The 26,845-nt window shown below is 37.9% G+C and carries 25 protein-coding genes and 2 pseudogenes; all 27 read left to right on the top strand.

Going from position 1 to position 26,845, the window contains the following annotated elements; genetic code table 11:
- Positions 1-12 precede the first annotated feature (12 nt).
- The 27 genes and pseudogenes from rnpM (at position 13) to BkAM31D_RS13190 (ending at position 26,841) form a co-directional block, all read left to right on the top strand.
- On the top strand, positions 13-285 hold the full coding sequence (gene rnpM, locus BkAM31D_RS13320; RefSeq protein WP_066150130.1) for an RNase P modulator RnpM: 273 nt from the start codon (positions 13-15) through the stop codon (positions 283-285).
- Entirely contained in the window at positions 282-584 is a 303-nt protein-coding gene (locus BkAM31D_RS13315) for a YlxQ family RNA-binding protein (protein ID WP_066150126.1), read from the top strand. The genes rnpM and BkAM31D_RS13315 overlap by 4 nt, the downstream gene beginning before the upstream one ends.
- A gap of 16 nt (positions 585-600) precedes the next feature.
- The gene (gene infB, locus BkAM31D_RS13310) at positions 601-2,700 is read left to right on the top strand and encodes a translation initiation factor IF-2 (RefSeq protein WP_066150123.1); all 2,100 of its coding nucleotides are present in this window, start codon (positions 601-603) and stop codon (positions 2,698-2,700) included.
- Positions 2,700-2,978, top strand: a complete 279-nt coding sequence (locus tag BkAM31D_RS13305; protein WP_066151096.1) for a DUF503 domain-containing protein — start codon at positions 2,700-2,702, stop codon at positions 2,976-2,978. Before infB ends, BkAM31D_RS13305 begins: the two co-directional genes overlap by 1 nt.
- A gap of 23 nt (positions 2,979-3,001) precedes the next feature.
- A complete protein-coding gene (gene rbfA / locus BkAM31D_RS13300; protein ID WP_066150120.1) occupies positions 3,002-3,352 on the top strand; it encodes a 30S ribosome-binding factor RbfA in 351 nt (116 codons plus the stop codon).
- 188 nt (positions 3,353-3,540) lie between these two features.
- Entirely contained in the window at positions 3,541-4,464 is a 924-nt protein-coding gene (truB, locus tag BkAM31D_RS13295; protein ID WP_066150117.1) for a tRNA pseudouridine(55) synthase TruB, read from the top strand.
- 29 nt (positions 4,465-4,493) lie between these two features.
- Complete coding sequence (ribF, locus tag BkAM31D_RS13290) at positions 4,494-5,432, top strand: bifunctional riboflavin kinase/FAD synthetase (protein ID WP_066150114.1); 939 nt, start codon at positions 4,494-4,496, stop codon at positions 5,430-5,432.
- A 135-nt stretch (positions 5,433-5,567) separates the two neighbouring features.
- Complete coding sequence (gene rpsO, locus BkAM31D_RS13285) at positions 5,568-5,837, top strand: 30S ribosomal protein S15 (RefSeq protein WP_012959342.1); 270 nt, start codon at positions 5,568-5,570, stop codon at positions 5,835-5,837.
- 166 nt (positions 5,838-6,003) lie between these two features.
- On the top strand, positions 6,004-8,118 hold the full coding sequence (gene pnp / locus BkAM31D_RS13280; RefSeq protein WP_066150111.1) for a polyribonucleotide nucleotidyltransferase: 2,115 nt from the start codon (positions 6,004-6,006) through the stop codon (positions 8,116-8,118).
- A 93-nt stretch (positions 8,119-8,211) separates the two neighbouring features.
- A pseudogene (locus tag BkAM31D_RS13275) lies at positions 8,212-9,212 on the top strand (polysaccharide deacetylase family protein).
- Positions 9,202-10,443, top strand: coding sequence for a M16 family metallopeptidase (locus BkAM31D_RS13270; RefSeq protein ID WP_371807161.1), 1,242 nt, complete (start codon positions 9,202-9,204; stop codon positions 10,441-10,443). Before BkAM31D_RS13275 ends, BkAM31D_RS13270 begins: the two are co-directional and overlap by 11 nt.
- 95 nt (positions 10,444-10,538) lie before the next feature.
- A complete protein-coding gene (locus tag BkAM31D_RS13265) occupies positions 10,539-10,781 on the top strand; it encodes a YlmC/YmxH family sporulation protein (RefSeq protein ID WP_066150103.1) in 243 nt (80 codons plus the stop codon).
- A 281-nt stretch (positions 10,782-11,062) separates the two neighbouring features.
- On the top strand, positions 11,063-11,947 hold the full coding sequence (dpaA, locus tag BkAM31D_RS13260) for a dipicolinic acid synthetase subunit A (RefSeq protein WP_066150100.1): 885 nt from the start codon (positions 11,063-11,065) through the stop codon (positions 11,945-11,947).
- A 13-nt stretch (positions 11,948-11,960) separates the two neighbouring features.
- Entirely contained in the window at positions 11,961-12,554 is a 594-nt protein-coding gene (dpaB, locus tag BkAM31D_RS13255) for a dipicolinate synthase subunit B (protein ID WP_066150097.1), read from the top strand.
- Positions 12,555-12,698: 144 nt separating this feature from the next.
- Positions 12,699-13,739, top strand: coding sequence for an aspartate-semialdehyde dehydrogenase (asd, locus tag BkAM31D_RS13250; protein ID WP_066150094.1), 1,041 nt, complete (start codon positions 12,699-12,701; stop codon positions 13,737-13,739).
- A gap of 18 nt (positions 13,740-13,757) precedes the next feature.
- The gene (gene dapG, locus BkAM31D_RS13245; RefSeq protein WP_066150091.1) at positions 13,758-14,990 is read left to right on the top strand and encodes an aspartate kinase; all 1,233 of its coding nucleotides are present in this window, start codon (positions 13,758-13,760) and stop codon (positions 14,988-14,990) included.
- Between the two features lie 28 nt (positions 14,991-15,018).
- Entirely contained in the window at positions 15,019-15,879 is an 861-nt protein-coding gene (gene dapA, locus BkAM31D_RS13240) for a 4-hydroxy-tetrahydrodipicolinate synthase (RefSeq protein WP_066150088.1), read from the top strand.
- A 321-nt stretch (positions 15,880-16,200) separates the two neighbouring features.
- A pseudogene (locus tag BkAM31D_RS13235) lies at positions 16,201-17,867 on the top strand (ribonuclease J).
- A gap of 153 nt (positions 17,868-18,020) precedes the next feature.
- Positions 18,021-18,764: a ClpP family protease gene (locus tag BkAM31D_RS13230; protein WP_235820257.1), complete on the top strand. Its 744-nt coding sequence runs from the start codon at positions 18,021-18,023 to the stop codon at positions 18,762-18,764.
- On the top strand, positions 18,761-18,982 hold the full coding sequence (locus BkAM31D_RS13225) for a YlzJ-like family protein (protein WP_066150082.1): 222 nt from the start codon (positions 18,761-18,763) through the stop codon (positions 18,980-18,982). Before BkAM31D_RS13230 ends, BkAM31D_RS13225 begins: the two co-directional genes overlap by 4 nt.
- Before the next feature lie 118 nt (positions 18,983-19,100).
- Positions 19,101-21,440 (top strand): FtsK/SpoIIIE family DNA translocase, encoded by a 2,340-nt coding sequence (locus BkAM31D_RS13220; RefSeq protein ID WP_066150079.1) that lies wholly within the window; start codon positions 19,101-19,103, stop codon positions 21,438-21,440.
- A gap of 35 nt (positions 21,441-21,475) precedes the next feature.
- Positions 21,476-22,195 (top strand): GntR family transcriptional regulator, encoded by a 720-nt coding sequence (locus BkAM31D_RS13215; protein WP_066150076.1) that lies wholly within the window; start codon positions 21,476-21,478, stop codon positions 22,193-22,195.
- Between the two features lie 40 nt (positions 22,196-22,235).
- Entirely contained in the window at positions 22,236-23,519 is a 1,284-nt protein-coding gene (yfmF, locus tag BkAM31D_RS13210; RefSeq protein ID WP_235820253.1) for an EF-P 5-aminopentanol modification-associated protein YfmF, read from the top strand.
- A complete protein-coding gene (gene yfmH / locus BkAM31D_RS13205) occupies positions 23,516-24,811 on the top strand; it encodes an EF-P 5-aminopentanol modification-associated protein YfmH (RefSeq protein ID WP_066150071.1) in 1,296 nt (431 codons plus the stop codon). Before yfmF ends, yfmH begins: the two co-directional genes overlap by 4 nt.
- Positions 24,812-25,531 (top strand): elongation factor P 5-aminopentanone reductase, encoded by a 720-nt coding sequence (gene ymfI / locus BkAM31D_RS13200; RefSeq protein WP_066150068.1) that lies wholly within the window; start codon positions 24,812-24,814, stop codon positions 25,529-25,531. It abuts the gene before it with no gap.
- A gap of 81 nt (positions 25,532-25,612) precedes the next feature.
- The gene (locus BkAM31D_RS13195) at positions 25,613-25,864 is read left to right on the top strand and encodes a DUF3243 domain-containing protein (protein ID WP_066150064.1); all 252 of its coding nucleotides are present in this window, start codon (positions 25,613-25,615) and stop codon (positions 25,862-25,864) included.
- Between the two features lie 203 nt (positions 25,865-26,067).
- Positions 26,068-26,841, top strand: coding sequence for a DUF3388 domain-containing protein (locus BkAM31D_RS13190; protein ID WP_066150061.1), 774 nt, complete (start codon positions 26,068-26,070; stop codon positions 26,839-26,841).
- Positions 26,842-26,845 lie beyond the last annotated feature (4 nt).

The raw sequence follows: 26,845 nt of genomic DNA, 5'->3' as shown, positions 1-26,845 counted from the left end.
GGGATGGAGCAAGTGAAACAACGAAAAGTTCCTCTTCGCAAGTGTATTGTCACAAATGAAATGAAACCTAAACAAGAGTTAATTCGCATTGTCCGTTCACCAGAAGGGGAAGTATCAGTTGACCTAACTGGAAAAAAGAACGGAAGGGGAGCTTACATTAGCAATAATGATGAAAGCTTTGAATTAGCAAAGAAAAAAGATGTCTTGTCTAGACACTTACAAGTAAAAGTAGATCCTGAAATCTATGATGAATTACAAGAAGCAAGTAAGCGGAGTCGCAAATGATTGAAAAGTGGATATCATTACTGGGATTAGCAGCACGAGCAAGAAAGTTAGTAACTGGGGAAGAGCTCGTTTTAAAAGAGGTAAGAAGAAAAACGGTGAAGTTGGTTTTGTTATCTTCTGATGCTGCTGAACAAACAAAGAAAAAAGTATTGGACAAATGCGGCCATTACAATATACCGGTACGAATTACGTCTGATCGTGCAACGCTTGGGCAAGCTATCGGAAAAGCGGAGAGAGTCGTCATTGGTGTAACAGATGATGGATTTGCAAAGAAGATGACCGCATTACTTGACCAATGATTCTGGAGGTATGAATATGAAAAAAATGCGAATATATGAGTATGCCAAAGAAAAGGATGTAGCTAGTAAAGAAATTATTGATCAATTAAATAACTCAGGTTTCAACGTTGCCAATCATATGTCTGTCATCGATGAAAAGATGATGCAGACACTTGAGGGAAGTACGAAAACTGCTTCGAATGTTGCTACAGAAACGAAAAAGACAGAAGCAAACCAAAATCGTCCTCCTAAAAAAGATAAAGTTGATGTGAAACGTAATAAACCTTCAAACAATAATAAAAAAGGTCAACAAAACCGTGGAAATAAACAACAACAACAACGTGGGGGGCAACAACGTCAAGAGACACCTAAGCCTAAACCACTTCCGGAAAAAGTCACATATTCGGGATCATTAACAGTTGGCGAATTAGCTAAGAAGTTACATAAGGAACCATCTGAATTAATTAAGAAATTAATGTTCCTTGGAGTAATGGCTACCATTAACCAAGAATTAGATAAGGACTCAATTGAACTGATTGCTGGTGATTACGGCGTCGAGGTTGAGGAAGAAATTGTTATCGATGAAATGGATTTCGAAAGTTATGTTGATGAAGATAAAGAGGAAGACTTACAAGAGAGACCTCCTGTTGTAACAATTATGGGTCACGTTGACCATGGTAAAACAACGTTACTTGATTCAATCCGACACACGAAAGTGACTGAAGGAGAAGCTGGAGGGATTACGCAGCATATTGGTGCGTATCAAATTGAATCAAATGGCAAGAAAATCACATTCCTTGATACACCTGGACACGCAGCATTTACAACAATGCGTGCGCGTGGAGCTCAAGTAACAGATATTACAATTTTAGTTGTAGCTGCGGATGATGGTGTTATGCCTCAAACAAAAGAAGCAATTAGCCATGCTAAAGCTGCTGGGGTACCAATTATTGTTGCTGTGAATAAAATTGATAAAGAGGCAGCTAATCCAGACCGTGTCATGCAGGAATTAACAGAATTTGAACTTGTCCCAGAAGCATGGGGAGGAGACACAATTTTTGTTAATGTTTCAGCTCTAGCAGGAACGGGTATTGATGAACTACTGGAAATGATTCTTCTTGTATCAGAGGTGGAAGAGTTAAAAGCAAATCCAGATAAGTTAGCTCGTGGTACAGTTATTGAAGCAGAACTTGATAAGGGTCGGGGAGCTGTTGCAACTCTTTTAGTTCAAGCAGGAACATTAAAAGTTGGTGACCCAATTGTTGTTGGTTCGTCATTTGGCCGTGTTCGTGCGATGGTAAATGATCTTGGTCGCCGCGTAAAAGAAGTTGGCCCTTCTACACCAGTTGAGATTACGGGACTAAATGAAGTTCCTCTAGCAGGGGATCAATTCCAAGCATTTGCTGATGAGAAAAAAGCACGTCAAATTGGTGAGGCTCGCTCATCACGTCAGCGCGAAGAAAACCTAGCTGAAAATTCTAAGGTTAGCTTGGATGATCTCTTTAATCAAATTCAACAAGGTGAAGTTAAAGATATTAATATCATTATTAAAGCAGACGTACAAGGTTCAGTTGAAGCAATGCGTGGATCATTAGAGAAAATTGATGTTGAAGGTGTAAAAGTTAACATCATTCATACCGGTGTTGGCGCAATAACGGAATATGATGTTATGCTTGCATCTGCTTCTAATGCGATCATCATTGGCTTTAACGTTCGACCAGATGTAAATGCTAAGCGTACGGCAGAAGCTGAGAAAGTCGATGTTCGTCTGCATCGTGTTATTTATAACGCAATCGATGAAATTGAAGCAGCTATGAAGGGGATGCTTGACCCTGAATTCGAGGAAAAAGTAATTGGTCAAGTTGAAGTAAGAACAACATTTAAAGTATCAAAAGTAGGAACAATCGCTGGTGCTTATGTGACAGAAGGTAAGATTACTAGAGATTCTACTGTCCGTTTAATTCGTGATGGAATTGTTGTTTATGAAGGTTCAATTAATGCCCTTAAACGCTTTAAAGACGATGCTAAAGAAGTAGCGGCTGGCTATGAGTGTGGTATTACACTTGAAAATTACAATGACATTAAAGAAGGCGATGTCATTGAAGCGTATGTTATGGAGGAAATTGAGCGTAAATGATTATAGGGTTCGTTCGCCTCGAACTGCTCATTTATGATGCTCAGTCCTTAAAAGAAAAGCGCTCCGTCTTAAAGAGCTTACACACTAGATTGAAACAGCGCTTTAACATTTCGGTTGCAGAAACTGATCACCATAATACATGGCAGCGCGCTGAGTTAACGATGGTCACTGTATCAAACGATCGTACTGTTTGTGAGCGAGAATTGCAAAAAGCACTTGCGTTAATTGACAGTCAGCCAGAGGCGGAAAGAACGGTTACAGATTTTGAATGGCTGTAATGTAAAGAGCAGAGGTGAAAGAAATGAGTAATGTTCGTGCACACCGTGTAGGTGAACAAATGAAAAAAGAACTAAGCGATATCATTATGCGAGAAATTAAAGATCCTCGTGTTAGCTTCGTTACAGTGACAGGAGTAGATGTTACTGGAGATCTTCAACAAGCAAAGGTCTTTATTACAGTGCTTGGTAGCGATGAGCAAAAAGAAGCAACACTACAGGCTCTATCAAAAGCGAAAGGTTTTATTCGCTCAGAGATTGGAAAACGAATTCGCCTTCGTAAGACGCCAGATATTTTCTTTGAATTTGATGAGTCGATTGAATATGGAAATCGTATTGAAACCTTGTTACAGGATTTAAATAGAAACCAAAGATAAAGGTTAGGATAGGAGGCTTGTTCTCCTATCCTTTTCTCTATTTACTAAATGGCGGTAAGTTTGAAGGGGTTTAGAAAGAAGCAGATGCAAAAAAATTAACTCTTACTTGAGATAAAGAGTTAATTATGGCTTACTTATAAAAAAGGGCTTAATCCTTTTATAAAAATTATGTTAATACGGAGGAAAAAATGAATCCGAGTGGTATTTTAATTTTACATAAACCTAGAGGTATGACTTCGCATGATTGTGTGATGAAAGCAAGACGTCTATTTCAAACTAAAAAGGTCGGACATACAGGAACGTTAGATCCAGATGTAAATGGGGTCCTCCCACTATGTATAGGAAAGGCAACAAAAGTCGTTGAGTATATGTCAGGATATTCGAAAGAATATGTTGGAGAAGTAACAATTGGCCTTTCTACGTCAACAGAGGATTCAAGTGGAGAAATAGTAGAGAGCAAAAAGGTAGAAGAAAGATGGAGTACAGATTTTATCAAAGAATTGCTTCATTTATTTGTCGGAGATAGTATTCAAATTCCGCCGATGTATTCAGCTGTAAAAGTTAATGGCAAAAAATTATATGAGTATGCTCGTGCTGGTAAAGAAGTGGAACGCCCTAGACGTAATATTACGATTCATGAAATAGAGTTACTGTCAGACGAAATTACGTATTTAAATGGAAGAGCATCCTTTCGCTTTCGTGTGAATTGTAGTAAAGGGACATATGTTAGGACTTTAGCGGTGGATATAGGTAAGAAGCTTGGTTATCCTGCTCATATGTCAGATTTAGTCCGAACATCTTCGGGTCCCTATCAATTAAACGAAAGTTTGACTTTTGAAGAGTTGGAAGTGAGGAAAGAGAATAGCACGTTACATGAGACTTTATTACCATTTGATACGGCTGTAAATTTCTTACCTAAAACAGTTGTTGACAAAGGGACAGAAAAGCTTGTGAAAAATGGTTCCGTCTTGCAGGTGAAGAAAGGGTTAGAAGAATTTCGATTTACCGTTTATAATGAAGAAGGAGAATGTTTAGCTGTCTATAAACGCCACCCAGAGAAAGAGGGATTTGTTAAACCTGAGAAAATGTTTTGGACAGGTGAGGCGACTTAGGAAATAGTTGATGAAAAGGGGATTGTTTCATGGAGACGATTTTTTTACAGCATCCCATTGATATTAATACGTTAAAGCGTAATTCAACGGTGATGGCTTTAGGTTTTTTCGACGGGGTTCATAAAGGTCATCAAGCTGTTATTAACAAGGCAATTGAAATAGCTAAACAGACGGGGACAACTACGTCAGTTATGACTTTTAATCCACACCCTAAAGAAGTACTTCGAAAGCAAGAAGGGGAAATGAAGTACATAACGCCATTACTAGATAAAATTGAAAAGATTAGAAATTTAGGTGTCGATACGCTCTATGTGGTTAAGTTCACACGTGATTTTGCAGAATTGACACCTCAAGAATTTGTTGATCAGTATTTAATTGGACTAAATGTAATTCATGCAGTTGCAGGGTTTGATTTCACGTATGGCGCTCTTGGAAAAGGGACAATGGAGACATTGCCTTTTCACTCCCGAGGTAAATTAAAGTCCTCAATTGTTGAAAAATTAGAAGCGGATAATCAGAAAGTTAGCTCTACGAGAATTAGAGCATTGCTCGAAGCTGGAGAAGTTGAAAATGTTACAAAGTTACTAGGTGAGCCATACTCATTAAGAGGAACGGTTATTGACGGCGAAAAGCGTGGTAGAACGATAGGTTTTCCTACAGCTAATATTAAACCGATTGAAAATAATATCATTCCGAAAACTGGCGTTTATGCAGTGATGTTAAAAGTGAGAGACAGAGAGGTTTCTGGTGTTTGTAACATCGGTTACAAACCTACATTTCATAAAGAAGCAGATGAGCCAGTGATTGAAGTGCATCTATTTTCTTTTAATGAAGATATTTATGGCGAAGAAGTCGAACTAACATGGTTTTTTCATATTAGAGACGAACAAAAATTCCCGAGCCTTGATGATCTTGTAAAACAAATTAGCCTTGATAAAGAAAAGGCAATGAAGTTATTACCTTCCTAATAGAATAAACTTGCATTCTCCTATAAAAGAATGTATAGTATTCCTTGTACTTAAATGTACAGATCCGTTTCTTGGCAGATCGAGTCACCGACGTTTGCTAGGGAATCGGAGATTTAAAAAAGGGAGGTGAATAGGATGGCTTTAACACAAGAGCGTAAAAATGAATTAATTGCAGAATTCAAGACGCATGATACTGATACTGGTTCTCCAGAAGTTCAGGTTGCTATCCTTACAGAGCAAATCAACACATTGAATGAGCATTTACGTACTCATAAGAAGGATCATCACTCACGTCGTGGTCTTCTAAAAATGGTTGGTCAACGTCGTAACTTATTAACGTACTTACGTAATAAGGATGTAACACGTTACCGTAACCTAGTTGACAAGCTTGGCTTACGCCGATAATCGTGATAAAAGCGGGATATTTTCCCGCTTTTTTCTTGATTGTTTAACATTGGTAATTAAACAATAATTAACCAATAACATCTCAATCTTTTAAAAATTATACAATTGGTAATAATAAATGTAAGTATGAAGAATGAATAAATGGTGTACGAGAGGAGTACGCGTAATGGAACAAACGAAACACGTATTTAAAATGGATTGGGCTGGCCGTGAGCTAACCGTTGAAACGGGTCAACTAGCTAAGCAAGCTAACGGTGCAGTCCTTGTTCGCTATGGTGATACAGCTGTATTATCAACAGCGACTGCTTCAAAAGAACCTAAAGATTTAAATTTCTTTCCTTTAACAGTTAACTATGAGGAACGTCTGTATGCAGCTGGTAAAATTCCAGGTGGTTTCATTAAACGTGAAGGACGTCCAAGTGAAAGAGCCATATTAACAAGTCGATTAATTGATCGTCCAATTCGTCCTTTATTTCCAGATGGATTTCGTAATGAAGTACAAGTAATTAGCATCGTTATGAGTTCAGATCCAAATGCCTCTTCTGAGATGGCTGCTATGATTGGATCGTCATTAGCTCTATGTGTATCGGATATTCCATTTGACGGACCAATTGCAGGAGTGACTGTTGGTCGCTTAGATGGAGAGTTTATTATTAATCCAACAACAGAACAGCTTGAACAAAGTGATATTGACTTAGTTGTAGCAGGAACAAAAGAGGCAATCAACATGGTTGAAGCTGGAGCGGATCAAGTTTCCGAAGAAGCGATGCTTGAAGCAATCATGTTTGGTCACGAAGAAATTAAAAAAATTATCGCTTTTCAAGAAGAAATCGCAGCTGCTGTTGGAAAAGAGAAATCAGAAGTACAATTAAAAGCAATTGATGCTGAGCTTGAAAAAGAAGTTCGCTCTTTGTCTGAAGCAGATTTGAAAGAAGCTGTACAAGTTCAGGAAAAACATGCTCGTGCAGAAGCAATTGATGCAATCAAAGACAAAACAGTTAGTTCTTTTGAAGGAAGAGAAGATACTGATCTAGGTGATGTCAAGGAAGTCTTACATAAGATTGTGAAGGAAGAAGTACGTCGATTAATTACAGTTGATAAAGTTCGTCCGGACGGACGTAAAGTCGATGAAATACGTCCGCTTGCTTCACAAGTAGGGTTGCTTGCACGTACACATGGATCTGGTTTGTTTACACGTGGACAAACTCAAGCACTAAGCATTTGTACATTAGGAGCGCTTGGTGATGTGCAGATTCTTGATGGGCTTGGTATTGAGGAATCGAAACGCTTCATGCATCATTATAACTTCCCGCAATTTAGCGTTGGAGAAACAGGTCCTATTCGTGGCCCTGGACGTCGTGAAATTGGGCATGGTGCTTTAGGAGAACGAGCACTTGAACCAATTATCCCAGATGAAGGTTCGTTTCCTTATACAATCCGACTAGTTTCAGAAGTATTGGAGTCTAATGGATCTACTTCACAAGCAAGTATTTGCGCGAGTACGTTAGCAATGATGGATGCTGGTGTGCCAATCAAAGCACCAGTTGCTGGTATCGCCATGGGCCTTGTAAAACAAGATGAGCACGTATCAGTCTTAACGGATATTCAAGGTATGGAAGATGCATTAGGAGACATGGACTTCAAAGTAGCTGGTTCTCGTCAAGGGATCACAGCGTTACAGATGGATATTAAGATTTCTGGTATTAATCGAGACATTTTAGTAGAAGCATTAGCTCAAGCTAAAAGAGGTCGTATGATTATTTTAGATAATATGCTATCTGCAATCGCAGAGTCTAGAACAGAACTGTCTACGTATGCACCTAAGATCATGACAATGAAAATTAATCCTGACAAAATTCGTGACGTTATTGGGCCAAGTGGTAAGATGATTAATAAAATCATTGAAGAAACTGGGGTTAAAATTGATATTGAACAAGACGGAACGGTCTACATTTCTTCTGTAGAAATGCAAATGAATGAAAAAGCACGTTCAATCATCGAAGACATTGTTCGAGAAGTAGAGGTTGGACAAACTTATTTAGGTAAAGTGAAACGAATTGAAAAGTTCGGATGTTTTGTTGAGCTTTTCAAAGGAAAAGATGGGTTAGTTCATATATCTCAGTTAGCTGAAGAGCGTGTTGAAAAAGTAGAAGATGTTGTGAAGCTTGGCGATGAAATTCTTGTTCGTGTTACAGAGATCGATAATCAAGGAAGAGTAAATCTTTCTCGAAAAGTGATCCTTAAAGAAGAAAAAGAACGCAAGCAACAGGCACAGAAGTAAGAAGAGTGGAGGCTGGGAATTTGAACCTAGTCTCCTTTTGCGTTCTAACCTGTCCCCAATGTGCATACAATCGCACTAGAGGAGGGACGGGTGATGAAGAAGAGGTTTATTCACTTTTTTGTGTTCGGTTTTATTGTCATCCTCTCGTTCGGGGCAGTCCAAAATCCTTTTACCTTGAATTATTTAGGACAGTTAAAAGGTGAAAGTGAGATGGTGTTAAAGAAAGAGGACTCTCTTTACGAGGAGATTGTAGCGCGGGCGGATTCTTATTCTGAACCTGCTAGAGATGCACGAATTGATAGAGTCTGGAAAGCTGTTCCAGGATACAATGGGATAGAGGTTGATATAGAAGCCTCTTATGATAAGATGAAGAAACTTGAGCAATTTGATGAGAAAAGACTCGTTTTTAAAGAAACAAGTCCTAATGTTCATTTAGATGATTTACCTCCTTCACCTATTTACAAGGGTAATGAGCATAAGCCAGTTGTTGCTTTTCTTGTAAATGTTGCTTGGGGAATGAGTATTTACCTGAAATGTTGAAGACTCTAAAGAAACATGAACTACATACTACATTCTTCTTAGACGGTTCATGGGTGAAAAACAATCCAAACCTTGCCATTATGTTAAAAGAAGAAGGACATGAGATTGGTAATCATGCTTATTCCCATCCAGACATGAGTAAGTTAACAGCAGAAAGAATTAATGAAGAAATACAAAAAACAAATTCTGTCATTGAGGCAACAATTAATGTTACACCTAAGTGGTTTGCTCCTCCTAGTGGGAGCTTCAACCAAGCCGTAGTTGATCATGCGCGAAATCAAGGGATGCATACGATCCTTTGGTCTGTTGATACGGTTGATTGGCGGAAGCCAAACTCGCAAGAAATGGTCAATCGAGTCTTATCGAAGGTGCATAATGGGGCGATGATTCTCATGCATCCAACTGAACCAACTGCACAAGGATTAGATTCACTGATTACAGGGATAAAAGAAAAAGGTTACCGGATTGGAACAGTCTCTGAAGTTCTATCAGAAGAGCGTGTCACATTAGGTGTAACCCTAAATGGCAATAGGGGGACAAATAGTGATAACTAGAATAGAGTTAGATAATGGTGTTCGTATATTAGCGGAGAATATTCCTACCGTTCGTTCAGTTTCTATAGGCGTATGGATTGGAACTGGATCTCGTTTTGAGAGTCAGGAAGAGAATGGGGTTTCTCATTTCTTAGAGCATATGTTCTTCAAAGGAACTAAGACTAGATCGGCTGCTGAAATAGCTGAATCTTTTGATCGGATTGGCGGTCAAGTGAATGCCTTTACATCAAAAGAGTATACTTGCTATTATGCTAAGGTTCTTGATGATCATGCTGGTTTAGCAGTTGATGTTTTATCGGATATGTTTTTCAATTCTGTTTTTGATAAGAGCGAGCTTAAAAAAGAAAAAAATGTCGTATATGAAGAAATCAAAATGGTCGATGATACACCAGATGATATTGTCCATGATTTACTCAGTGAAGCTAGCTATGGGAAACATGCTCTTGGGTATCCTATACTAGGAACTGTTGATACTCTTCAGACGTTTGATGAAGATACGTTAAGAAATTACATGGCTAAGTTTTATACAGGTGATCATGTTGTTATTTCGATTGCAGGCAATATTACAGATGAGGTAATAGAGCAGTTGAAAGAAAGTTTTTCAAAAGTAGAACCTACGACATATCAACACCCAGAGGATAAACCTACTTTCTTGTCTAATACAATCGTTAGAAAAAAAGACACTGAACAAGCTCATTTATGCCTAGGATATCCTGGTCTCTCAATTGGAGAGAAGAATGTATATGCGTTAGTCTTACTAAATAATTTACTAGGTGGAAGCATGAGTAGTCGCTTATTTCAAGAGATTCGTGAAAAAAGAGGTTTATGCTATTCTGTGTTCTCCTATCATTCCTCTTATCAGGATAGCGGCATGCTCACAATTTATGCGGCAACGGCACATAGTCAGTTGGATGATCTAACGAAAGCTTTATTAGAAACAACTGCTTATTTAGCTGACAATGGTATGACGGAAAAAGAGCTAAACAATGGAAAAGAACAGCTCAAAGGAAGCTTAATGTTAAGTTTAGAAAGTACGAATAGCCGTATGAGTAGAAATGGTAAAAATGAATTACTACTGAAAAAGCATCGTTCACTTGATGATATTGTCGATGAAATTGATAAGGTTACCCTTTCGGACGTTAATAAATTAGCTGCCTCAATTTTGAAAGAAAAGCCCTCAGTATCATTGATCAATACAACAGGGGTGTTACCAGAAGTATTTGCGAAATAAGGGCAACAATCAAGACTAGACTATTTAACCATAGCCTGGTCTTTTTTGTGATCTTAAATCATACTTTACTAAAAAGGGTCACAGGAGGGTTGAACATGAGACTTAGTGAAATAAGTGGAAAGGAAATTATTGATTTTCAAAAAGGAGAACGGCTAGGGATCTTAGGTCAGACGGATTTGTTAGTTAATGAAGAAACAGGAGAGATTGAAGCATTTATCATCCCGACCATGAAATGGTTTGGTTTTGGAAAGAAGGATCGTGAAGTAACCGTTTATTGGGAACAAGTTAAAAAAATTGGTGAAGACATGATTATCATTAACCTAGATCAATATGAATAGGTAAAGTGGAGAGACATACTCAATCAGCCAAAAGATGACGATTGAGTATGTCTCTTTTTTGTTTTGTTCATTTCTTTTACCCGTTAAAAAGTAGATATATATTTAAAACTTATAGATAAAAATGGTATTCACCTAATGAATCTTATAGACATATGCTATTGTGAATCGTTGCTGTTCATCCTTTGGTCAGGAAGAGATGTGATAGGCGAAAGTGTCTCTTTCCATTTAGCTTACCTGCGATGATGATCAGATTCGCATGAAAGAAAGGAGAACAAGAGCAGATGTTAACAGATAAACACGTTGTCATTATTGGTGGAGACGCACGCCAACTTGAAATCATTCGAAAGCTTTCAACTCTTGATGCACAAATATCGATGGTCGGGTTTGATCAGTTGAACGATGGTTTTATTGGTGCTTCAAAGCAATCAATCGATGATATTGAATGGTCAACTGTGGATGCTATTTTATTACCAGTAAGTGGAGTTAGTGCAGATGGAAAAGTAGAAACCATTTTTTCAAATGAAACAATCACATTAAAGGTTGAACAATTAAAAAAGACACCGAGTCACTGTGTTGTTTACTCGGGCATTACCAACGATTATTTAAATGATTGTATAGAAGAAGCAAATCGCTCGCTTGTGAAGTTAATGGAACGTGACGATGTCGCTATATACAATTCCATTCCAACAGCTGAAGGAACCGTTATGATGGCAATTCAGCATACGGATATTACAATCCACCGTGCAAAAGTCGCTGTTTTAGGTTTAGGAAGAGTTGGTATGTCAGTTGCAAGAACATTTGGTGCTCTTGGTGCAGATGTGAAAGTAGGAGCGAATGAATCGTACCAATTAGCGAGAATAACTGAAATGGGGTTGACCCCTTTTCACACAGCGAATATAAAAGATGAACTAAAAGATATTGATTTATGTATTAATACCATTCCAGCTCTTGTTTTAACAGCAAAAGTTCTAGCTGAAATGCCTTTGCACACTCTTATTATCGATCTGGCCTCAAAACCGGGTGGGACCGATTTCCACTATGCAGAAAAGCGTGGAATGAGAGCATTACTTGCGCCTGGGTTACCTGGAATAGTAGCACCTAAAACAGCGGGTCAGATTTTAGCTGATGTTTTAGCAGTGTTGTTAACAAATGAGCCGAATAATTAGAGGAGGATGAGTCATGTCATTAAAAGGAAAGCATATCGGTTTTGGTTTGACTGGATCACATTGTACGTATGATGCGGTATTACCAGAAATGGAGAAGCTGGTGAATCTTGGAGCAAAGGTAACACCTTTTGTATCCTATACTGTCCAACATACCGATACGAAATTTGGTGATAGCGCTGACTGGTTAAAAAGAATACAAGAAATTACATCAGAACCTATTGTAGACTCAATTGTAAAGGCAGAGCCATTCGGGCCAAAAACCCCATTAGATTGTATGGTCATTGCACCATTGACTGGTAATTCCACTAGTAAATTAGCAAATGCGCTAACAGATTCTCCCGTTTTAATGGGGGCAAAAGCAACCCTTCGAAGCGGTAATCCTGTTGTGTTAGGGATATCAACTAATGATGCTCTTGGATTAAATGGTGTAAATATTATGAGACTCATGGCGACTAAGAATATTTACTTTATTCCTTATGGTCAAGACGATCCTTATAAAAAACCAAACTCATTAGTAGCTAGAATGGAAGCATTAGTGGATACGGTTGAGTCTGCCATAGCTGGTAAGCAATATCAGCCTGTACTAGTTGAAAAATTCAGAGATTAATCAAATCACACGGTTGCAGAAATGAAATATTTCCCTTAAAGTTTAATAGAGAGGTTAGAGATACAAACGAGGGTGGATATGCTATAATCATTCCATCTAAGTTAACTCTATTAAACAGCAAGTATATGAGGGGAGATTAACCAAATGTCAAATTATCATGTAGCCGTAGTCGGCGCAACTGGAGCAGTCGGTCAACAAATGTTGAGAACTTTAGAGGAGCGAGATTTTCCGATTGCTAGCTTGAAACTATTATCTTCAAAACGTTCAGCAGGGAAGGTAGTTTCTTTTAAAGGGAAAGATTATACAGTGGAAGAAGCAACACCCGAATCATTTGAGGGTGTTCAAATAGCATTATTTTCAGCAGGTGGTTCTGTTTCTAAAACATTAGCTCCTGAAGCTGTAAAGAGAGGGGCAATTGTTGTTGATAATACGAGTGCCTATCGAATGGATCCAAATGTTCCACTTGTTGTGCCTGAAGTGAATGAAGAAGATTTACGTGCTCATAATGGAATTATTGCAAATCCAAATTGCTCTACGATTCAAATGGTGGTTGCATTAGAGCCGCTTCGTGAAAAATACGGTTTGAAGAAGGTTGTAGTATCAACTTATCAAGCAGTTTCAGGTGCTGGCCTTGAAGCAATCGATGAGATGAAACAACAAACAAAGGCAATCCTAGACGGTGAAGAGTTTACTCCAGAAATTTTACCAGTTGGTGGAGATAAGAAACATTATCAAATTGCTTTCAATGCTATTCCTCAAATTGACCTTTTTCAAGAAAATGGTTATACATTTGAGGAAATGAAAATGATCAACGAAACAAAGAAAATTATGAACATGGCAGAACTAGAAGTAGCTGCTACTTGTGTTCGTCTACCTGTTGAGACAGGACATTCAGAATCAGTTTACATTGAAACAGAACAAGGCGGAGCAACGGTTGCTGAAATCAAAGAGTTACTTGCTTCAGCCCCTGGAATTACGTTGCAAGATGATCCTGCAAATCAAATCTATCCACTTGCTTCAGAATGTGTTGGAAAGAATGATGTATTTGTTGGTCGTATTCGTCATGATTTAGACCGTGACAATGGGTTTCATATGTGGATTGTTTCAGATAACCTGCTAAAGGGTGCAGCATGGAATTCAGTACAAATTGCTGAAAGTCTTGTAAAATTAAAGCTTCTATCGTAATCAAAGAGTAGGTGTCATATGAAGATAATTGTTCAGAAATTTGGCGGTACGTCTGTCCGTGATGAGAAAAGTAGGTCATGTGCAGCCAATCATGTAAAAAAGGCTGTTGAAGACGGTTATAAAGTTGTCGTTGTCGTTTCAGCAATGGGACGTAAAGGTGAGCCTTATGCAACAGATACTTTATTAGGTCTAGTTAATGAGAACCAAATTACCAAACGTGAGCAAGATTTAATTGTTTCTTGTGGTGAGATCATTTCGTCTGTTGTCTTTACAGACCTATTAAAAGGAATGGGATTGTCATCCATTGCATGCACGGGTGCTCAAGCTGGGTTCAGAACAAATAATGATTTTGCAAATGCAAAAATTATTGATATGAATTGTGATTTTGTTAAAGCACAACTTCACATGCATGATGTTGTTGTGGTAGCTGGTTTTCAAGGGCAGACGACTACTGGTGAAGTTACGACACTTGGAAGAGGCGGTAGCGATACATCTGCAACGGCATTAGGAGCCGCCCTTCAAGCAGAATGGGTCGATATCTTTACAGATGTTGAAGGCGTTATGACAGCTGACCCAAGGATTGTGAAAGATGCACGGCCGCTTGAGACGATGTCCTATGAAGAAATTTGTAATATGGCTTATCAAGGAGCGAAGGTCATTCATCCTAGAGCTGTTGAGGTTGCAATGCAAGCTAAGATTCCAATCCATGTCAGATCAACTTATTCTGATAGCAAAGGAACTCTTGTTACTGTTAAACCTTCTGAGAAAACAGCGGAGGTAAAGGATCGATTAATTACAGGAATTGCTCATTTAGCCAATGTTTCACAAATTAAAATATTTGCCAAAGAAGGCGAATATGACTTGCAAGAGAAAGTGTTTAAAGCAATGGCTGCCGAGGAAATAAGTGTTGATTTTATTAACATTAATCCACGTGGAGTAGTTTATACAGTAATGGAAAACGTAACAGATAAAGCAATTGATGTGCTACTAAAATTGGGGTATGAGCCAATTGTAACAAGAGGTTGCGCGAAAGTTTCAGCTGTTGGAGCAGGAATGACTGGAGTGCCTGGGGTAACAGCCAAGATTGTCAGTGCACTTTCGCAAAATAATATTCAAATTTTGCAATCAGCTGATTCTCATACTACAATTTGGGTATTAGTTAGGGAAGAAGATATGGTTAAAGCAGTAAATGCACTTCATCATATGTTTCATTTGGAACAACAAGGGCAGCACCTAGATGTAAACATCTAAGAATACCCTAATAAGGAGCTGAAGGGTTATGGACTTTGGCCATATTTTAACGGCGATGGTGACTCCCTTTAACGATAAAGGTTTGATCGATGTAGAGAAAACGAAGCAACTACTTGATTACCTTATAGAAAATGGTAGTGACGCAATTGTCGTAGCTGGAACAACAGGTGAGTCACCTACATTGACTCATAAAGAAAAGATTGATCTTTTCCAACTTTGTGTGGAATATGTAAATAAAAGGGTTCCTGTTATTGCAGGTACAGGGAGTAATAATACTCAAGCTACAATTGATTTGACGATTGAAGCAACAAATATTGGTGTCGATGGGATTATGCTAGTGGTGCCATATTATAATAAACCATCACAAGAAGGCATGTATCAGCATTTTAAATGTGTGGCGGAATCTACTGAACTTCCTATAATGCTTTACAATGTTCCTGGCAGAACTAGTTCTGCACTGAAGGCTAGTACAACGATAGCATTGTCGAAAATAGCAAATATTGTTGCCATTAAGGAAGCAAGTGGAGATTTGGAGCAAATGGCTGAAATTATTTCAGCTACTGATTTTGATTTCTATCTGTATACAGGAGATGATGCTAATACATTGCCTTCGTTGGCAATTGGTGCCCATGGAGTCGTATCGGTTGCTTCTCATATTATCGGAGAGGAAATGCAAGCAATGGTTGCTTCATATAAAAAAGGTAACAATGCTGAGGCGGCTAGACTTCACAGATCCTTGTTACCAATTATGCAAGCAATGTTTCTTGCTCCGAATCCAACTTGTGTTAAATTTGCTTTAAATAGTAAGGGAGTTGAAGTTGGAGGCGTTCGCCTGCCCCTTGTTCCTTTAACGAAAGAACTAGAGAATGTAGTTAGAAGTGTCATCTAAAGGATGGTTGATTTATACCTCAAAGCTGGTCCAAGTTGGATCAGCTTTTTTTATATCTTTAGTAAACATTTTACATATAAGGAATAAATTAGTGAAAATGTTTTAAGGTGACAACAGAGGAAGTTCAGTCTTGTTTTTCATTTGATAGTTAAGGTATACTTAAGTTACTTGATTTGTCCGGGTTATAATCAACATTGATTTTTCAAAGTTGACTGTTATTTTAGCAATATAGTAATCATCTACGCCAAGGATGAGTGAACGGTAGTAAAAATAAAAAAAATTTCGGAATTTTAGTTATGTTAATAGTAGGAGGAACGTCCATTGTCCAAAGAAAATATAGAGAAAGTACGTGTTTTTGCCTTAGGTGGAGTCGGTGAAATAGGAAAAAACATGTATGTTGTTGAAGTTAATGAAGATATTCTAGTTGTTGATGCAGGATTAATGTTTCCAGATGATGACATGTTAGGTGTTGATATTGTCATTCCAGATGTGTCTTACCTAGTTGAAAATGCTGAGCGTGTGCAGGGATTATCCTAACGCATGGTCATGAGGATCATATTGGTGGCTTATCTTATGTTTTGAAAAAGATTAACGTTCCAGTTTATGGGACAAAACTAACCCTTGGCCTAGTAGAAGAAAAGTTAAAAGAAGCAGGGATTATCCGTCAAAGCACATTAAGGTTAATTGATGCGAATTCCAGATTGAAAATTGGATCTACGTCTGTTTCCTTTTTCCGTACAAATCATAGCATTCCTGATTCAGTTGGTGTTTGTTTTGAAACTTCGCAAGGAGCCGTCGTTCATACAGGAGATTTCAAGTTTGATCAAACTCCGGTCGATGGTAAACAAGCGGATATTGGAAAGATGGCACATATTGGTAAGAAAGGCGTATTATGTTTAATGTCAGATAGTACAAATGCGGAGCGCCCTGGCTTAACCAAGTCTGAGACGGAGGTGGGGCAAGGGATTGCTGAAGTATTCGAAAACACACAAGGTCGGATTATTGTTACGACTTTTGCTTCCAATGTGCATCGTATTCAGCAAGTAATTAATGCATCAGTGAAAGCAAATCGTAAAATGGTCGTAGTTGGAAAGAGTATGATTCGTGTCATTACCATAGCTTCAAAACTTGGATATATCCAAGCACCAAAAGATTTATTCATTGAAATTGATGAGATCGGTAAGTATCGTCATGAGCGTTTAGCTATCTTAACGACTGGTTCTCAAGGAGAGCCTATGTCTGCACTAACAAGAATGGCTAAAGGCGCTCATAGACAAATTACGATAACATCTGAAGATACAGTTATTATTGCTGCATCTGCAATACCTGGTAATGAACGCTCTGTTTCTGCAGTAATTGATAAGCTATATAGAATTGGAGCAGAAGTCGTTTATGGTTCAGCGAAAGTCCATGCTTCAGGACACGGAAGCCAAGAAGAATTAAAGTTAATGTTAAATTTAATGAAACCGAAATACTTTGTGCCAGTTCATGGAGAATTTCGTATGCAGCATGCGCATCGAGACTTAGCGATTCAAACAGGCGTTCCGCAAGAAAATGTATTTTTAACTGAAAAAGGCGAAGTTGTTGAGTTTACAAATGGACAAGCAAGAAAAACAGGTAAGGTACCATCTGGTAACGTACTTATAGATGGATTAGGAGTAGGAGATGTTGGTAATATTGTTCTTAGAGATCGACGTCTACTCTCTAAAGACGGGATTCTTGTTGTTGTAGTAACTCTTAATAAAAAGACGGGCGAATTTGTCTCCGGTCCAAATATTATTTCTCGTGGCTTTGTTTATGTAAGGGAGTCAGAGAAGTTACTTGAAGATGCGAATGAGCTTGTTGAAGTAATTCTTAAGAAGTGTGTCAATGAAAATGTAAATGAATGGTCTTCTTTAAAAAGCAATGTTAGAGAAGGGTTAAGCAGATTCCTCTTTGAAAAAACAAAACGTCGTCCGATGATTTTGCCAATCATTATGGAAGTATAATGAAAAACTGTACCTTTGTAGTTAGAGCTAACTACAAAGGTGCAGTTTTTTGTATTTCCTTATTATGAGGATCATAAGAAATAGTAGCTTCTTTGGATATTAAATTCAAACGAGTTCATACTATTTTTAGATATGTTAAAGGAGGACGTTGGAATGACGATGGAAAATCCAAACCCTGAACAACAACCAGCAGGACCACAAAAGGAGCAAAAAAGCTCAGGTATCATTGAAAAGATTCAAGAGCTAGGCCAAACGAATGTACCTGATATGGGACAATCGAACATTCATTGTATGACTATCGTTGGGCAAATTGAAGGGCATATGCAATTACCTCCACAAAATAAAACAACTAAATATGAACATATTATCCCTCAGCTTGTCGCAATAGAACAAAATCCTAAAATTGAAGGGTTACTGTTAGTACTGAACACAGTTGGTGGAGATGTAGAGGCTGGCCTTGCCATTTCAGAAATGATTGCATCAATGTCAAAACCATCCGTAACCCTTGTATTAGGAGGAGGGCATTCAATTGGTGTACCAATTGCTGTTGCATCCAATCACTCTTATATTGCTGAAACAGCAACGATGACGATTCACCCTGTTCGGTTAACAGGGCTTGTTATTGGAGTTCCTCAAACGTTCGAGTATTTGGATAAAATGCAGGAAAGAGTGATTAATTTTGTTACGAAAAATTCCTCGATTTCAGAAGAGAAATTTAAAGAATTAATGTTCTCGAAAGGGAATTTAACTAGGGATATAGGGACGAATGTCGTTGGAACAGATGCAGTTGAGTACGGGTTGATTAATGAAGTTGGTGGAATTGGTCAAGCTTTAAAGAAACTAAACGAGCTAATAGAACAAAATAAACCAAACCAACAAGGGGATGTTGTCCAATGATTCTCTATACAATGATGCCACAGGAATATATTTTCCCAGAGGATGATTATAATTGGAAAGCGCAACAAGTCATCTCATGTGAGGATGGACATCTAGTCGTTGAACAAGTTAATTCTTCGCAATATCGAATTATTCGTTTAATTAGCGGGAATCCAATGAGTTACTTAAATGAAAAATATTCACCGGGTTCTATCATTCAAGCAAAACCTCAACTTTAGCTATGTAGACAGGGAATGTCTTATGCTATAATTAATTTCATCCAAGCATGGTCGAAGCAGCCTATTTTGGCTGCTTCTTATATATGCTAAGAAGATATAGTTGTAAAGGGTGAAATGTATGGCTAGGAGAAAGAAAAAAAGGAAAACCGAGTGGAAATCTCAGCTTACGTATGAATTAATCGGTCTCGGCCTACTAGTCATTGCTGTTGTTACTTTTGCACGATTAGGCTCAGTTGGAGAGACATTTGTCAGGTTATTTCGTTTCTTCCTAGGTGAATGGTTTATCGTGCTCGCAATAGGGCTTCTAGTAGTAGCACTGTACATAATGATTAAGCGTCAAAATCCAAAGCTATGGTCAAGGAAGATATCAGGACTATATGTGATGATTCTCTCTTTTGTGTTATTTAGTCATGTTGGTCTTTTCCATCAACTAAATGGCAGGGAAGGATTTCAGGACCAATCTGTAATCCGCAATACATGGCGATTATTTTGGATGGAGATGAGCGGAGAAACACCACCTTCTGATTTAGGTGGGGGAATGATAGGGGCATTGGCTTTTGCTGTCAGCCATTTCTTGTTTGCTGAAATGGGAACTTATTTTCTATGCTTTATTTTATTTATCATAGGATTTATTCTTTTAACAGGAAAATCGCTTTCTGAGATTTTAGGGAAAGGCTTTAGAAAGTTTTATTTGTTTGTGGTTGATACATTCAATAGTTTGTTCCAAGAAATGAAACTTATGAAAGATAAAGCAAAAGAACGGCTACAAGAAGAACGAGAAGCTCAAAAAGCAAGGAAAGATGCAGAGCAAGAAAAGAGTGTACGGCAACAAAAGCGCTCTGAAGCAGGGATTGAAGAGGAGTCTGTCGAAGAGGTTGAACCAGAAATTGTTGATTTTACTCAGAAAGTTTATCGTGGAGACATCGAAAGTGACGTGAAGGGAAAGTCAACTGAAACAAAAGAAGTAGAGAACAAAGGAGAAGATGAGGAAGTACAAGCTCCGCTTGTTACGGCGCAAGAAACAAATGAAGCATATAGATTGCCGAACGTTGAAATCTTAAAATTGCCGAATAATCCGAGTCAAATCAATGAAAAAAGACATTTAACAGCCAATGCTAAAAAGTTAGAAGAGACGCTTGAGAGTTTTGGAGTGAAAGCGAGAGTATCTAAAGTTCATTTAGGACCAGCTGTTACAAAATATGAAGTGAATCCAAGCGTTGGTGTAAAAGTTAGTAAAATAGTTAATTTAGCAGATGACTTAGCACTCGCCCTTGCTGCAAAAGATATTCGAATTGAAGCTCCGATCCCTGGTAAATCAGCTATTGGAATTGAGGTGCCAAATCAAGAAGTGGCAATTGTTACGTTGCGTGAAGTGCTTGATTCACCGGAAGCTGAAAAGGATGAGAATGTCTTATCTGTTGGCCTAGGACGAGATATTTCGGGTGAGCCTGTTTTAGCTCATCTAAATAAAATGCCTCATCTTCTAGTCGCAGGAGCAACTGGAAGTGGAAAAAGCGTTTGTATAAATGGAATTATTACTAGCATTTTGTTAAAAGCAAAACCACATGAAGTGAAATTAATGATGATCGATCCTAAAATGGTTGAATTAACAATCTATAACGGGATTCCTCATTTATTAACACCTGTTGTCACAGAACCGAAAAAAGCTTCACAAGCTTTAAAGAAGGTTGTTGCTGAGATGGAGAGACGGTACGATCTCTTCTCACACAGTGGTACACGTAATATTGAGGGGTATAATGAGCTTGTAAAACGCCAAAATGAAGAAGAGGAAGCAAAACAGCCTTTATTGCCTTACATTGTTGTTATAGTTGATGAGCTTGCTGACTTAATGATGGTTGCTTCTGGAGATGTAGAGGATTCAATTGCTAGACTTGCTCAAATGGCAAGGGCTGCTGGTATCCATATGATTATTGCAACCCAACGACCTTCTGTTGATGTTATTACCGGTGTGATTAAAGCTAATATACCTTCTAGGATTGCTTTTGGTGTTTCTTCGCAAATAGACTCAAGAACGATATTAGATTCTGGAGGAGCAGAGAAATTACTCGGGCGTGGAGATATGCTTTATATGCCTGTTGGAGCAACGAAGCCAACGCGGATTCAGGGGGCTTTCTTATCAGATGGTGAAGTAGAAGAAGTAGTTAACTTTGCTATTTCTCAACAAAAAGCACAATACCAAGAGGAAATGGCACCTTCAGAAGAAAACGTTGTTACAGACAAGGTAGAGGACGAGTTGTACGATGCTGCTGTTGAATTAGTAACGGAAATGAACACAGCATCCGTTTCAATGTTACAAAGAAGGTTTAGAATTGGGTATACGAGAGCAGCAAGATTGATTGATGAAATGGAAGTTCGCGGGATTGTTGGACCATATGAAGGGAGTAAACCAAGAGAAGTACTTGTTGATAAACCTAGAGAAGATGAGGCTTCTGTATAAATGATAAGGGGAATTTGAAAAAAGGGGTGGAGAGTGTGATTAAAGCGGACCACAGGCCGTTATACTTACAAGTAATTGATCGAATTAAAGATGATATTGAACAAAAAGTTTATGAAGAGGGAGAAAAATTGCCTTCAGAGTTTGAACTTTCTAAAATCCTTGGAGTCAGTCGTGCAACGCTTCGCGAGGCGCTACGATTACTTGAGGAAGAAGGGGTTGTAGTTAGAAGGCATGGAGTGGGCACTTTTGTCCACTCGAAGCCACTTTTTTCAGCTGGAATAGAAGAATTATACAGTGTAACGGATATGATTATTAAAGCAAATATGGAACCTGGGACGATTTTTTTGTCTTCATCTGTACAAGAAGCAACTGATGAGGATCGCCGTAAATTTATGAAGGAAGACCTGAAAGAGATCGTGGGAATAGAACGAGTCCGAACAGCTGATGGTTCCCCGGTTGTATATTGTTTAGATAAAGTCTCTAATGAGTTAGTAGAAAATCATTCTATTCATGAAACGAAATCAATCTTCCGCTTTTTGGAGGAGGTTGGTCGTACAATATCTTATGCAGTAACCTATATCGAACCTATCGGCTATCATGAGCATGTTTCTGAAATCTTAGAGTGCGAACCTGGTACGTCACTCTTATTGTTAAAACAAATGCATTATGATCAGGCCGAGCAACCTTTGCTATATTCACTAAACTATTTTCGAGCAGATAAATTTAAGTTTCACGTAGTAAGAAAAAGAGTGTAAGCATAACCTATGCAAGAATGGTAAAAAGGAGATGATGTACTTGGACCAAATACAAGAGCGTATTCATATAATGAATGGCTTGACGATCCATACGATGCAAACAGATAAGTATAAAACCAATTCCTTAATTTTAATGATAAAAGCACCGCTAACTAAAGAGACGGTTGCCATGCGAGCATTATTGCCACATATTTTACAAAATGGGACAGCGAAAAGTCCAACAAGAAAAGAGCTTAGAGAACGATTAGATGATTTATATGGTGCGATGCTTGCAACCGATGTTCAGAAAAAAGGCGAAGAGCATGTCATAACAATTCGTATTGATGTTGCAAATGAACGTTTTTTATCTGACTCTACTCCATTGTTCGAGCAAGCAATTGAATTAATGAGCGAAGTGATCCTAGATCCTCGTCTTGAAGCAAATTCTTTTGTTCAATCAGTTGTGGAAAGCGAAAAACGTTCACTCAAACAAAGGATTCAATCTGTTTTTGATGATAAAATGCGCTATGCAAATGTTCGTGTTACTGAAGAAATGTGTAAAGACGAACCTTTTGCATTAACAGCTTTTGGAACAAAAGAAGAGGTTGATGCTATCACCCCTCAATCAATTTATGATTATTACAAAGAAGTATTGAAATCTAATCAATTTGATCTGTACATCGTTGGAGCAATTGATGAGGATAAAGCGATTGAAAGCGTATCTGAGAAGTTTCGCGAGTTACCAAGTGACAGAGGAGCTCATCATGAGACGACTGTCAGTCCGGAAGTAACAAATGTTAATGTAGTAAATGAGGAACAAGATGTCAAACAAGGGAAGCTTCATATGGGCTTTAGAACATATACAACATACGGCGATGATGATTATGTTGCCATGCAAGTCTGTAACGGTTTATATGGAGCTTTTTCTCATTCGAAATTGTTTCTTAATGTCCGCGAAAAAGAAAGCTTAGCATACTACGCCGCTTCAAGATTTGAAAGCCATAAAGGTATTATGATGGTTATGTCAGGAATTGAATTTAGCAAGTATGAACGCGCAGTGGAAATTATTAAAGAGCAATTCGATGCAATGAAAAAAGGTGATTTTACAGATGCGGAAGTTGAACAGACAAAGGCGATGCTGAAAAACCAAATTCTAGAAACGGCTGATGTCGCAAGAGGATTAGTTGAACTTTCTTATCATCAAGTTGTTAGCGGTAAAAAGCGCTCAATCGAACAATGGCTCGAGGAAATTGATACGGTGACGAAAGATGATATCGTTAAGGTAGCCCAGAAAGTTCGTTTGGATACAATTTATTTCTTAACAGGTAAGGAGGCGAACAAATGAAACCGGTTCAGTTCCAACAAGTAGAAGAAATACTTTATCATGAAAAATTAGACAATGGATTAGACGTTTACATTCTTCCGAAAGAAGGTTTTAATAAAACCTTTGCTACTTTTACGACAAAATACGGTTCAATTGATCAAAAGTTCACTCCGCTTGGCCAAGGTGAAGCAATTGAAGTACCTGATGGAATTGCTCACTTCCTAGAACATAAAATGTTTGAAGAAGAAGATGGTGATGTCTTTCAAGACTTCAGTAAACAAGGGGCTTCTGCGAACGCTTTTACTAGTTTTACGAGAACAGCTTATTTATTTTCTAGTACAACGAATGTCGAGAAGAATTTAGACACTTTATTGAACTTTGTTCAACATGCGTACTTCACTGATGAGAATGTTGAAAAAGAAAAAGGTATAATTAATCAAGAAATTACAATGTATGATGATAATCCGGATTGGAGAGCATATTTTGGTGTAATTGAAAATATGTTTCATCATCATCCAGTAAAAATTGATATTGCTGGAACAATTGATTCTATAGCCAATATTACAAAAGATTTATTATATACTTGTTATGAAACATTTTACCATCCAGCGAATATGCTTTTATTTGTCATTGGTCCTGTTGATCCTGAGACAATAATGAACCAAGTTAAAGAAAATCAATCTAATAAGACTTTTGCAAAGCCCGAAGAGATCAAACGTTTCTTTGATGAGGAGCCTGACACAGTTGCGAAAGAAAAGCATATCATTACAATGCCTGTTCAAACGCCCAAATGTCTAATGGGTTTTAAAGAAAAAGGAGCAATTAGGCAAGGTGATGATCTATTAAAGAGAGAGCTTTCATTAAATATTCTATTGGACCTAATGTTCGGACAAAGTTCGGACAATTATCAAGCGTTATTTGAAGAAGGATTAATAGATGATTCGTTTTCATTTGATTATTCTGCTGAAGCTGGGTTTGGATTCACTATTATTGGTGGAGATACAATGTATCCTGATAAGTTGTCAAGCCGCATAAAAGAAATGGTTGAGACATTTAAGCAATCAAAATTAACAGATGATCAAGTTAATCGAGCAATCAAGAAAAAGATTGGGTCATTTTTGCGGTCCTTAAATTCACCAGAGTATATTGCTAATCAATTTACTCGATATCAATTTAATGATATGAACTTATTTGATGTTGTTTCTATGCTAGAGAGTTTAACGGCAGAACAGTTACAAGAAACGCTAGAAGATCATTTTCAGTTTAATCGCTTCACCGTTTGCCAAGTAAAGGCAGAAGGGTTTGAAGAATAAATGGAATCAATTTTGATTACAGGAGCATCAGGGGGAATAGGGTCAGCTATTGCAAGAGAGCTGGCATCTCCCACTTGCTCTCTTTTTTTGCATTACAGTCAAAATAAACAAGCTGCGCAATCAGTAGCTAATGAATGTAGGGAAATGGGAGCAACAGTGACCTTAATAGAAGCAGATCTAACAAAAGATAATGGAGAAAGTCAATTGCTAAAACAATTGCCCACTGGGGTTGCCTTTCAAAGTATTATACATAATGCAGGTATATCACATTTTGGCTTATTTACGGATGTAACAAATGAACAGATTAACGAAATGATGAATATTCATTTAATTAACCCTATGAAGATTACGCGCTCGCTTTTACCGGCGATGCTCAAGAAGAAAAAAGGGAAAATTGTGCTTATCTCGTCCATTTGGGGTTTAACGGGTGCATCATGTGAAGTTATGTATTCGGCTGCAAAAGGAGGAGTGAATTCTTTTATAAAAGGGTTGGCAAAAGAGGTAGCACCAAGTCAGATTCAAGTAAACGGAATAGCACCTGGTGCAATTGATACGAATATGTTAGTCCATGATGACGTTGATGAGTTAAAAGAAGAAATACCAGCTAATCAAATAGGAACTCCAATTGATATAGCTCATGCTGTTTCATTTCTTGTATCAGATCGATCAAATTACATAAATGGACAAGTGTTGTCGGTTAATGGAGCTTGGTATTGTTAAAAAGATCTTTTTATTCCATGAATAAGATTCCTCCTAATAGAAAAAATAAGGTTGTAGTACATTATCAAGGGAGGTTCTAATATGTCTGTACTTGACAATTGGGAACAATGGAAAGATTTCTTAGGTGATCGTTTAAATCAAGCTCAACAAGAAGGTATGAGCCAAAACGTTGTGTCGGATGTAGCTTATCAAGTTGGTGAGTACTTGGCGCAGCAAGTTGAGCCTAAAAATGAACAAGAGCGTGTTTTAGCTGAGTTATGGAGAGTAGCAGATGAGCAAGAGCAGCATGCAATTGCTAATATGATGGTAAAGCTTGTACAAAGCGAAGGTTAAAAGCAGTATCATAAAAGAACGCCGCAACCGCGGCGTTCTTTTATACATAATATAAACTAAATAAAGCAAACTGATACTAATGCCATTTTTCCTACAATGAGGTATATATTTTTGTCAACATGTAATAATTTCCGACAAAGTTCTTTCATTTATAATCAAAATCAATTATCATGTAAGTTGAATACATACAAAGGGTGAGGGAAATGAGCTTGAAAGAATGGTATTTAGAGTATCAAATTCATAAAAATAGGCCGGGTTTACTTGGAGATATTTCATCTCTCCTTGGTATGTTATCGATAAACATTGTTACGATTAACGGTGTTGAGAATATGAGACGTGGTATGTTAATTAGAAGTTCAAGTGATGATCAAGTGGCACGATTTCGAGCCATCTTAGAGACAATTGAGGATATAAGTGTTATTAAAGTGAGAGAACCGAGATTGCGTGATCGCTTAGCTATTAGACATGGAAGATATATTGAAAGAGATGCTGATGATAAGAAGACCTTCCGTTTTGTTCGCGCGGAATTAGGCTTGTTAGTAGACTTTATGGCTGAACAGTTTAAGCGTGATGGTCATTTTTTAGTTGGGATACGTGGAATGCCACGTGTAGGTAAAACAGAGTCGATTGTTGCAGCCAGCGTTTGTGCAAATAAAAGATGGTCATTTATTTCATCAACTTTACTAAGACAAACTGTAAGAAGCACCTTAGCAGAGGATGAAATGAGTGAGGACCACATCTTTATTATCGATGGAATTGTGACGACGATGAGATCAACGGAGAAGCACCGTATGCTTGTTAGTGACGTTATGAGACTCCCAGCCGTTAAAGTCGTCGAACATCCTGATATTTTTGTCCGTGAAACAGAATATGAATTGGATGATTTTGATTGCATAATTGAATTGCGAAATGATGATGGGGAAGAGATTACATACGAAGTTGTGGAATCAGGTTTTTCTTCTTTCGACATAAGTTAACGTG

This window comes from Halalkalibacter krulwichiae, assembly GCF_002109385.1.
Classification (GTDB): domain Bacteria; phylum Bacillota; class Bacilli; order Bacillales; family Bacillaceae_D; genus Halalkalibacter; species Halalkalibacter krulwichiae.
This window is presented reverse-complemented; position numbering and strand designations above follow the sequence as displayed.